Source organism: Streptomyces thermocarboxydovorans (assembly GCF_039524635.1).
GTDB lineage: Bacteria > Actinomycetota > Actinomycetes > Streptomycetales > Streptomycetaceae > Streptomyces > Streptomyces thermocarboxydovorans.
The window spans coordinates 144,247-153,025 of sequence record NZ_BAAAGU010000005.1; the positions used below are offsets into that span (position 1 = coordinate 144,247).

Consider the following 8,779-nt stretch of genomic DNA (forward strand, 5'->3'; position numbering starts at 1 on the left):
CAGGATTCCGTAAGCCGTGGCCGAAGCGTGCGGGGAGCCACGGCTGGGCGATGGCCGGCCTACTGCGTGCTCTCGGCCGCCTTCTCCAGCTGGAACGCCTCGTTGCCGAGGCCGATGCGGGCGTGGGTCTCGGGGGCGCGGCTGCGCAGGACCAGGCCCTGGACCAGGCCGGCGAGCAGGGCGAGGCCGATGACGCCGGGCAGGATCCAGCGCAGCGAGGAGTCGGGGCCGGCGCCGACCAGGACGTCGAAGTCCTTGACGGTGTAGCCGGCGATCACGACCAGGGCGAGGCCGGCCAGGCCGGAGGTGACCAGCCGCCAGGCCTGGGCGCCGGCGGCGCCGCGGCGGACGAAGAAGGTGACCACGGACAGGGAGGCGAGGGCCATCAGCACGATCACGCCGAGGGCTCCGATGTTGCCGCCCCAGGTGAACAGGTGCAGCACGGGCGCGGTCGGGTCGCCGTTCGGCTTGTCGTCGGTGAGCGCGAAGGCCAGGACGAGGACGGTGGCGATGACGGTCTGCAGCAGTGAGCCGGTGCCGGGGGCGCCGCTGCCGCCGGTGGTGCGGCCGAAGGCGGCGGGCAGCAGGCCCTCGCGGCCCATGGCGAAGGCGTAGCGGGCGACCACGTTGTGGAAGCTGAGCATGGCCGCGAACATGCCGGTGACGAAGAGCACGTGCAGCACGTCGGTGAAGGTCTCGCCGAGCCGGGCCTCGGTGAGGAAGAACAGCAGTCCCGCGCTGTGCTCGCGGGAGGCGCCGACGATCCCGGCGGGGCCGGTGGCGACGGTGAGCGCCCAGCTGCTGATGGCGAAGAAGACGGCGACGCCGGTGACGGCGAGGAACATCACGCGGGGCACCAGGACGTGCGGCCGGTTGGTCTCCTCGGCGTAGACGGGGGCCTGCTCGAAGCCGAGGAAGGCGGCGATGCAGAAGCACAGGGCGGTGCCGACGCCGGCGCCGGTGAGGGTGTCGGGGTTGAAGGCGTGCAGCGACAGGCCCTCCTTGCCGGGGTCGGCGATGGCGGCGACGTCGAAGACGACGACGAGCAGGACCTCGATGACCAGCAGCACGCCCAGCAGGCGCGCGTTGACGTCGATCTTCAGCCAGCCGAGCACGCCGACCGCGAGCACGGCGGTGAGCGCCGGTATCCACCAGGCCATCTCGATGTCGGCGTAGGTGGCGAAGAGCCCGGAGACCTCGAAACCGAAGATGCCGTAGATGCCGACCTGGAGGGAGTTGTAGGCGACCAGGGCGACCATGGCGGCGCCCGCTCCCGCGGTGCCGCCGAGGCCGCGGGAGATGTAGGCGTAGAAGGCGCCGGCGTTGTGCACATGCCGGCTCATCTCGGCGTAGCCGAGGCTGAACAGCACCAGCACGGTGCCGAGCACCACGAAGAGCAGCGGCTGGCCGATGATGCCCATCACCGCGAATGTTGTAGGCATGACACCGGCGACGACCATCAGGGGGGCGGTCGCCGCGAGGACGGAGAGCAGCAGGCCCCCCGTGCCGAGGCGGTCGGCGCGCAGCGCGCGCTCCTGCCCCTTGAAGGTGCTGATGCCCTCGGCTGTGGCTCTGCTGGTGCTCGAACTGTCCGTCGTCATCGGGAGTCCGTCCTTGGGTCGGTCACGGGGGGCTTGGATCGGTTGCGGGGGCTTGGGTCGGTTGCGGGGGCAGGGGCGTGGGGGCTAGCCCGCGCCCAGGACCGTGGCCCGGGCCGTGCGGAAGGCGGTCAGCGGGTCGCGGTCGGGGTAGGACCAGGGGGCCGGGGTGGCGTGGTCGCCGATGCGGTGGAACAGGGCCGCGGCCTCGGCTCCCCGCCCCTCGCACACCTTGGCGTGGGCCAGGAAGTTGAGGTCGATCAGCCGGCGCGGGTGGTCCTCGCGCTCCCACTCCAGCCACCAGTCGAAGGCGGCCTTCATCACCTGCCGGGCGCGGCGGCCCACCCAGTGGCCGGAGGCGGCCGGGTCGGCGGGCTCGTGTCCGGCGGCGGCCAGGGCGCGGTAGCGCTCGGCGTGGGCGATGACCGGGAGGACCGCCAGCGGCGAGTCGGCGGGGGCCTGCTCGGCGGCCCAGTTGGCGAAGTCGTAGACCTCGTGCAGGGGGTCCCGCCCGGCGTCCACCCGGCGCTCGGCGAGCCAGCCGACCATCAGGTGATGGGCGTGGTGGTGGTCGGCGTGGCGGGTGCGGACCTGCTCGAAGACCCGGACCACGTCGCCGCCGGCCCCCTGGGCGCACTCCAGCAGGAGCAGGCCGAGCCAGGGGGTGGGGTCGGCCGGGACGAGCTCGGCGGCGCCGTGGCAGGCCTCGCGGGCGCGGACGGGCTTCTCCTTGCCGCGTAAGGCGCGCCGGACCTGGGCGAGGGCGAGCAGGACGCGGGCGTCGGCGGACTCCGGTTCGGCGAGCAGCCACTCACGGGCCCAGGCCGCGCAGTACGACTCGCCGGCGAGGACGGTGACGCGGTGGCCGCGCCGGTCCCAGTCGTCACCCGTGTGGACCAGCAGGGAGCGGGTCTGCTGCCAGCGCCCCTGGGCCAGTGCGGCTCGGGCGGCGACGAGCTCGGCGTCGTCGAGAGCCTCGTCGAAGGACTGCGCCGCACGTCTGCGGGCACGGCCGAGGGGAGGCGGGGGTGGGGGCACCGCGGGACTTCCTCACGCGCTCTTCTTGTGGCTCGGTCCACGGCGGCGGTCGGTTCGGCAGTGGTCGGCTGCCGTCCGCCATGAACTGATCACGGACAGCAAACCGGCAGCCAACAGTGGCCGTCAAGGGCGCCTCCGCTGTTACACGCGTCAACTCCTGTGACTGACCGGGACTGTTGTGGCACGTCGTGGCACACACCCCAGCAGAACAAAAGAGGCAATCTGTGACCCAACCGACGCCTGCGGAGGGAGGCGCTCCGCCCGAGGCGCGGCTAGAGTCAGGTGCTACACGTCCGTGACCCCGCACGACCTCCGAGGTACGCAGCGTGTCCGTTCCGGTACTGGTGCTCGCCGTGAGCGCCGCGTGCTGCCTGGGCTTCGGGTTCGTGCTCCAGCAGAACGCGGCCCAGCGCGCCCCCCTCGGCGACTTCCTGTCGCTGCGGCTGCTGGCCGATCTGATGCGGATGCCGCGCTGGCTGGGCGGCACGGCGCTGATGGTTGCCGGCATGGGGCTCGGGGCCGCCGCGCTCGGCCAGGGCGAGCTGTCCCTGGTGGAACCGCTGCTGGCGACCAACCTGCTGTTCGCGCTCGTGCTCTCACGCCGCCAGACCCGGCAGCCGCTGGGCCGCCAGGGCTGGGCGGGCCTGGCCCTGCTGGCGGGCGGGGTGACGGCGTTCGTCGTGGCCGGTGAGCCCGTCGGCGGCCACGCCGTCACCGATCCGGTGCGGCACTGGCTGATCATCGGCGGCATGCTGGCCCTCGCCCTGCTGCTCACGGGCTGCGCCCGGCGCGTCCGGCTCACCGTGGGGCCGGTGCTGCTGGCCATCGCCGCCGGGACGCTGTACGGCGTGCAGGACGCGCTGACGCGGGTGAGCGGACAGCGCTTCGCCGACGGCGGCTTCGCGGCGCTGATGAGCGGCTGGCAGCCGTACGCGGTACTGGTGCTGGGCGTGACCGCGCTGGTGCTGGTGCAGAGTGCGTTCGAGACCGCTCCCCTGCGCATGTCGCTGCCCGCGCTGACCGCGGCCCAGCCGCTGGCCGGCATCGTCTGCGGCGTCGGCATCCTCGGCGACCGGCTGCGCACCGACGCCGGATCCCTGGGCTGGGAGGCCGGCGGCCTGGCGGCGATAGTCCTGGGCGTGCTGCTGCTGGGCCTGCATCCGGCGATGCCGCCCGGGACACAGCGGCCGGAACCCGGCGCCTCGGAGCTCGAACTGCTGCCCTGAGCGTCCGCGCGGCCTGCTTGGATGGGCGGCATGAGTTCCGCCGACGAGATGCTCGACATCGTGGACGAGGACGACCGGGTGATCGGCCGGAGCCCGCGCGGCGAGGCCTACGCCCGGGGGCTGCGGCACCGGTGCGTCTTCGTGTGGGTCCGGGACGCCGAGGGGCGGGTCTTCGTGCACCGGCGCACCCCGAGCAAGCTGGTCTTTCCCTCGCTGTACGACATGTTCGTCGGCGGTGTCGTGGGCGCGGGCGAGAGCTACGACGAGGCGGCCCTGCGCGAGGCCGAGGAGGAGCTGGGCGTGAGCGGCCTGCCCGCGCCCCGGCGCCTGTTCAGGTTCCTGTACGACGACGGCGCCGGGCGCAGCTGGTGGTCGGCGGTGTACGAGGTCCGCTGCGACCTGCCGGTGCGGCCGCAGCCGGAGGAGGTCGCCTGGCACTCCTTCATCGGCGAGGCGGAGCTGGAGCGGCGGCTGACCGAGTGGGAGTGGGTGCCGGACGGGCTGGCCGCCTACCGGCGTCTGCGGGCGCACCGTGCGGCGGGCTGACCGCGTCTGCACGGGTAGGGTCGCGCCGTGAGCGAGTTTGTGCGCAATGTGCGGCTGTGGTTCGTGCCCGAGGACGTACGGACGGAGGGCGAGACGCCCGACTACCGGTTCTCGCTGGCCAACGAGCGCACGTTCCTCGCCTGGCTGCGCACGGCGCTCGCCCTGATCGGCGGCGGCTTCGCGGTGGACCAGTTCCTGCCGGACCTGCGCTGGGGCTGGCGGGTGGGACTCGCGCTGGCGCTGCTCGCCGCGGGCGTGCTGTGCGCGCTGCGCGCCGTCAACCACTGGGTGCGCTGCGAGCGGGCGATGCGCCGGGGCGAGGATCTGCCGGTGTCCCGGTTCCCGGCGCTGCTGAGCCTCGTCGTCGCGGTCGTGGCGGTGGCGATGGTGGTCGTGGTGCTCGTCGGGTGGGACGGGTGAGGGGGCGGGCGGCCGCCGCGCCGGAGCGCGACCCCGGGCTGCAGCCCGAGCGGACCCGCCTCGCCTGGCGGCGCACCACCCTGTCCGGCACGGTCGCCGCGGTCCTCGCCATCCGGTCCGTACTCCACGGCGGGGTGACGACAGCGGGCGTCCTCCTCTGCGCCCTGTGCTGCACCTGCTGGCTGACCTTCCTCCTCCTCGCCCACCACCGCATCCGCACGCTGTCATCCACCGGCAAGCCGGCGGCTCTGCAACTACGGCACGCCACCGCGACGGTCCTGTGCACGGTGGCCCTGGCGGGGTGCGCGGCGGCCCTGGTGTGGTGAGGCCGGTCCGGGTCACGGGCTGGGGCAGCTCCATGCGCACCTGCGGCGCGTTGTCCGGGTCCGTGGCGCAGCCGGTGGCCGCAAGGTCAGTCCACCGTGACGACGATCTTGCCTCGGGTGCGGCCCTCCTGGTTGGCGCGGTGGGCGTCTGCCGTGCGTTCCAGGGGGAACGTCCGGGAGACGTGGACGGTGATCGCGCCCTCCTCCGCCAGTTCCGTCAGGCGGGTCAGGTCCTCGTGGTCGGGGCGCACGAAGTAGTACTGGCCGCCGTGCTTCACGACCTCCGGGTCGGCGATGGAGGCCAGCCGGCCCTTCTCGGCGAGGAGGGCTGCCGAGACCGCCAGCGCCTCGCCGCCGACCGAGTCGAAGACCGCGTCCACGCCGTCGGGGGCGAGTTGCCGCACCCGGTCGGCCAGGCCGTCCCCGTAGCTCACCGGCTCCCCGCCCAGTTCGCGCACGAAGTCGTGGTTGCGCTCGCTCGCGGTGCCGATGACGCGGGCGCCGGCGTGCACGGCGAGCTGGACGGCGAGGGAGCCGACCCCGCCGGCCGCGGCGTGCACCAGGACCGTCTCGCCCCGGCCGATCCGCAGCACCTTGTGCAGCGTCTGATAGGCGGTGAGCCCCGCGAGGGGCAGTCCGGCCGCCTCCTCGAAGGAGAGGTTGCGCGGCTTGCGGGCCAGGGTGCGCACCGGCGCCGCCACGTACTCGGCGAAGGTGCCGCGGGAGAGGAAGTCCTCGCGGACGTAGCCGATGACCTCGTCGCCCTCGGCGTACTCCGCCACGGCCACCCCCGGCCGGACCACCACGCCGGAGACGTCCCAGCCGGGGATCACCGGGAAGACGGCGTCGAGGATGCCGTCGAGATAGCCCTCGCGGCACTTCCAGTCGACCGGGTTGACCGCCGCCGCGCGCACCTTCACCAGGACCGAGTCGGGACCGACCTTCGGATCGCGGACCTCGCCGAGTTCGAGCACCTCGGGTCCGCCGTACCGTGAGTAGCTGATCGCCTTCATGGCTCCGACCCTCCAGGTGCGCCGCGCCCGGCGCAAGCCGGAGGATGCCAGGACAGCCGGGCGGGGCGAATCCGGCCGCGCGGCCCGGCCGGGCACGGGCCTTCGGACCCGGGCGCGCACCGGGCGACCGGCCAGGTCGGCGCCGGTCAGGAGGGTGCCGCAGGGCCCCGCAGGGATATCGTGGCTCCGATCACGTTTCGCCCCCCCCTCTGGACGACATACCGACCGGTCGGCATCATGAGGTGACCACCCTTCACCTCCCCGACAGGAGCGACGATGAGCCCCGACCACCCGCCCGGACTCGATCTCGACCGGCTGCGCGGCCTGCTCGACCGCGAGCGGCCCGGCCTGGTGAACGGCCCCCTGTCCGGCCGGCTGATCGAGGGCGGCAGGTCGAACCTCACCTACGCGGTCGGCGACGGCACCTCGCAGTGGGTCGTCCGGCGGCCCCCGCTCGGGCATGTGCTGGCGACCGCGCACGACATGAAGCGCGAGCACCGCGTGATCAGCGCCCTGCACCCGACCGCCGTCCCGGTGCCGCGCCCGCTGCTGCTGTGCGAGGACGAGGAGGTGCTCGGCGCGCCGTTCTACGTCATGGAGTTCGTCGAGGGCACCCCGTACCGCACCGCCGAGCAGCTCTCCGTGCTCGGCCCGCAGCGCACCCGGGACGCCCTGCTGAACCTGGTGGACACGCTGGTCGAGCTGCACGCGGTGGACCCCGCCGAGGTCGGGCTCGCCGGCTTCGGCCGCCCGGAGGGCTTCCTGGACCGGCAGCTGCGCCGCTGGGGCAAGCAGCTGGACGCCTCCCGCAACCGGGAGCTGGCCGGCATCGACGAGCTGCACTCGGCCCTCGGCCGGGCGCTGCCCGACTCCCCCGCGCCGACGGTGATCCACGGCGACTACCGGCTCGACAACGTCCTGCTGGGCGAGGACGACCGGATCCGGGCGATCCTCGACTGGGAGATGTCCACGCTCGGCGACCCGCTCACCGACCTCGGGCTGCTGGTGATGTACAGCGAGCCGCTGGAGCTGGCCGACTCCCCCGTCTCCACCACCGCCACCGCCCCCGGCCACCCGTCCCCCGGCGAGCTGATCGAGCGGTACGCCGCCCGCTCGGGCCGCGACGTCTCCGCCGTGTCCTGGTACACGGCGTTCGCCTGGTTCAAGCTCGCGGTGATCCTCGAGGGCATCCACTACCGCTACACCCTGGGCCAGACGGTCGGGCGCGGCTTCGAGCGCATCGGCGACCTGGTGCCGGTCTTCATCGAGCACGGTCTGACGACTCTTCAGGAAGGCTGACGGACATGGACTTCGCGTTCGACGCACGCACCGAGGAGCTGCGCGCCAAGTTGCTGGCCTTCATGGACGAGTACGTCTACCCGGCCGAGCGGACCGCCCACGAGCAGCGCGCGGAGCTCGCCTCGCCGTGGGAGACGGTGCCCGTGGTGGAGGAGCTGAAGGCCGAGGCGCGCAGGCAGGGCCTGTGGAATCTGTTCCTGCCGGACGAGGAGTACGGCGCCGGCCTGACCAACCTCCAGTACGCCCCGCTCGCCGAGATCATGGGCCGCTCCCCGCAGATCGCGCCCACGGTCACCAACTGCGCGGCGCCCGACACCGGCAACATGGAGGTGCTGGCGCAGTTCGGCGACGAGGCGCAGAAGAAGCAGTGGCTCGAACCGCTGCTCGCCGGTGAGATCCGCTCGGCGTTCGCGATGACCGAGCCGGACGTGGCCTCCTCGGACGCCACCAACATCACCACGCACATCGAGCGGGACGGCGACGAGTACGTCATCACCGGCCGCAAGTGGTACATCTCCGGGGCGATGCACCCGGACTGCAAGATCTTCATCGTGATGGGCAAGACGGACCCCGACGGGCCGGACATCCGCCGCCAGCAGTCGATGGTGCTGGTCCCCCGCGACACGCCCGGGGTCACGGTGAAGCGGGCGATGCAGGTCTTCGGCTACGAGGACCACTACCACGGCGGCCACGCCGAGGTGATCTTCGATCACGCCCGGGTGCCGGTGTCGAACCTGATCGGCGAGGAGGGCGGCGGCTTCGCCATCGCCCAGGCCCGGCTGGGCCCCGGACGGATCCACCACTGCATGCGGCTGATCGGCATGGCCGAGCGGGCGATCGAGCTGATGTGCCGGCGTGCGGTGAGCCGGGACGCCTTCGGCAAGGCGCTGGCCCAGCAGGGCGTGGTGCAGAACTGGATCGCCGACGCCCGTGTGGCCGTCGAGCAGCTTCGGCTGCTGGTGCTGAAGACGGCCTGGATGATGGACACGGTCGGCAACCGGGGAGCGCACACCGAGATCCAGGCCATCAAGATCGCCACCCCGCGCACGGTCGTCGGGATTCTCGACCGGGCGATCCAGCTGTACGGCGCGGGCGGGGTCAGCCAGGACTTCCCGCTGGCGGAGCTGTACGCGGGCGCGCGCACGCTGATGATCGCCGACGGCCCGGACGAGGTGCACCAGCGCTCGCTGGCACGGCGGGAGCTGAAGAAGTACCGGTAGCGTCCGTCGATGACCTCTAGATGAATGAGTCCAAGGGATCGCCTGCGGACATGAGACGAGGGCGTCCAACGTCGATGTGTGACGAACGACCTG

Annotated in this window: 9 protein-coding genes; 6 read left to right on the forward strand and 3 right to left on the reverse strand. The window is 72.9% G+C overall.

Annotated features, from left to right (window positions below):
• Positions 1-59 precede the first annotated feature (59 nt).
• The gene (locus ABD198_RS03790) at positions 60-1,601 is read right to left on the reverse strand and encodes an APC family permease (RefSeq protein ID WP_343997875.1); all 1,542 of its coding nucleotides are present in this window, start codon (positions 1,599-1,601) and stop codon (positions 60-62) included.
• A gap of 84 nt (positions 1,602-1,685) precedes the next feature.
• Entirely contained in the window at positions 1,686-2,636 is a 951-nt protein-coding gene (locus ABD198_RS03795; RefSeq protein WP_343997876.1) for a hypothetical protein, read from the reverse strand.
• A 326-nt stretch (positions 2,637-2,962) separates the two neighbouring features.
• On the opposite strand from ABD198_RS03795, the gene ABD198_RS03800 reads away from it, so the two are divergent.
• The 4 genes from ABD198_RS03800 to ABD198_RS03815 are packed head-to-tail and all read left to right on the forward strand — an operon-like array spanning position 2,963 to position 5,154.
• Positions 2,963-3,862, forward strand: coding sequence for a DMT family transporter (locus ABD198_RS03800; RefSeq protein WP_343997877.1), 900 nt, complete (start codon positions 2,963-2,965; stop codon positions 3,860-3,862).
• 30 nt (positions 3,863-3,892) lie between these two features.
• Complete coding sequence (locus ABD198_RS03805) at positions 3,893-4,408, forward strand: NUDIX hydrolase (protein ID WP_343997878.1); 516 nt, start codon at positions 3,893-3,895, stop codon at positions 4,406-4,408.
• Between the two features lie 27 nt (positions 4,409-4,435).
• On the forward strand, positions 4,436-4,828 hold the full coding sequence (locus ABD198_RS03810; protein WP_343997879.1) for a YidH family protein: 393 nt from the start codon (positions 4,436-4,438) through the stop codon (positions 4,826-4,828).
• On the forward strand, positions 4,816-5,154 hold the full coding sequence (locus tag ABD198_RS03815; RefSeq protein ID WP_343997880.1) for a DUF202 domain-containing protein: 339 nt from the start codon (positions 4,816-4,818) through the stop codon (positions 5,152-5,154). The genes ABD198_RS03810 and ABD198_RS03815 overlap by 13 nt, the downstream gene beginning before the upstream one ends.
• Positions 5,155-5,240: 86 nt before the next feature.
• On the opposite strand, the gene ABD198_RS03820 is transcribed toward ABD198_RS03815, so the two are convergent.
• Entirely contained in the window at positions 5,241-6,167 is a 927-nt protein-coding gene (locus ABD198_RS03820) for an NADP-dependent oxidoreductase (RefSeq protein ID WP_343997881.1), read from the reverse strand.
• 276 nt (positions 6,168-6,443) lie between these two features.
• Here ABD198_RS03820 and ABD198_RS03825 point away from each other — a divergent pair, with 276 nt between their 5' ends.
• Both ABD198_RS03825 and ABD198_RS03830 read left to right on the forward strand, forming a co-directional pair.
• Complete coding sequence (locus tag ABD198_RS03825) at positions 6,444-7,466, forward strand: phosphotransferase family protein (RefSeq protein ID WP_343997882.1); 1,023 nt, start codon at positions 6,444-6,446, stop codon at positions 7,464-7,466.
• A 5-nt stretch (positions 7,467-7,471) separates the two neighbouring features.
• A complete protein-coding gene (locus ABD198_RS03830; RefSeq protein ID WP_343997883.1) occupies positions 7,472-8,686 on the forward strand; it encodes an acyl-CoA dehydrogenase family protein in 1,215 nt (404 codons plus the stop codon).
• The last annotated feature ends 93 nt before the right edge of the window (positions 8,687-8,779 follow it).

Bases quoted from the DNA above. Each gene is read 5' to 3' on its own strand.
- ABD198_RS03825 (WP_343997882.1), top strand. From the start codon at position 6,444: ATGAGCCCCGACCACCCGCCCGGACTCGATCTCGACCGGCTGCGCGGC.
- ABD198_RS03805 (WP_343997878.1), top strand. From the start codon at position 3,893: ATGAGTTCCGCCGACGAGATGCTCGACATCGTGGACGAGGACGACCGG.
- ABD198_RS03830 (WP_343997883.1), top strand. From the start codon at position 7,472: ATGGACTTCGCGTTCGACGCACGCACCGAGGAGCTGCGCGCCAAGTTG.
- ABD198_RS03790 (WP_343997875.1), bottom strand. From the start codon at position 1,601: ATGACGACGGACAGTTCGAGCACCAGCAGAGCCACAGCCGAGGGCATC.
- ABD198_RS03820 (WP_343997881.1), bottom strand. From the start codon at position 6,167: ATGAAGGCGATCAGCTACTCACGGTACGGCGGACCCGAGGTGCTCGAA.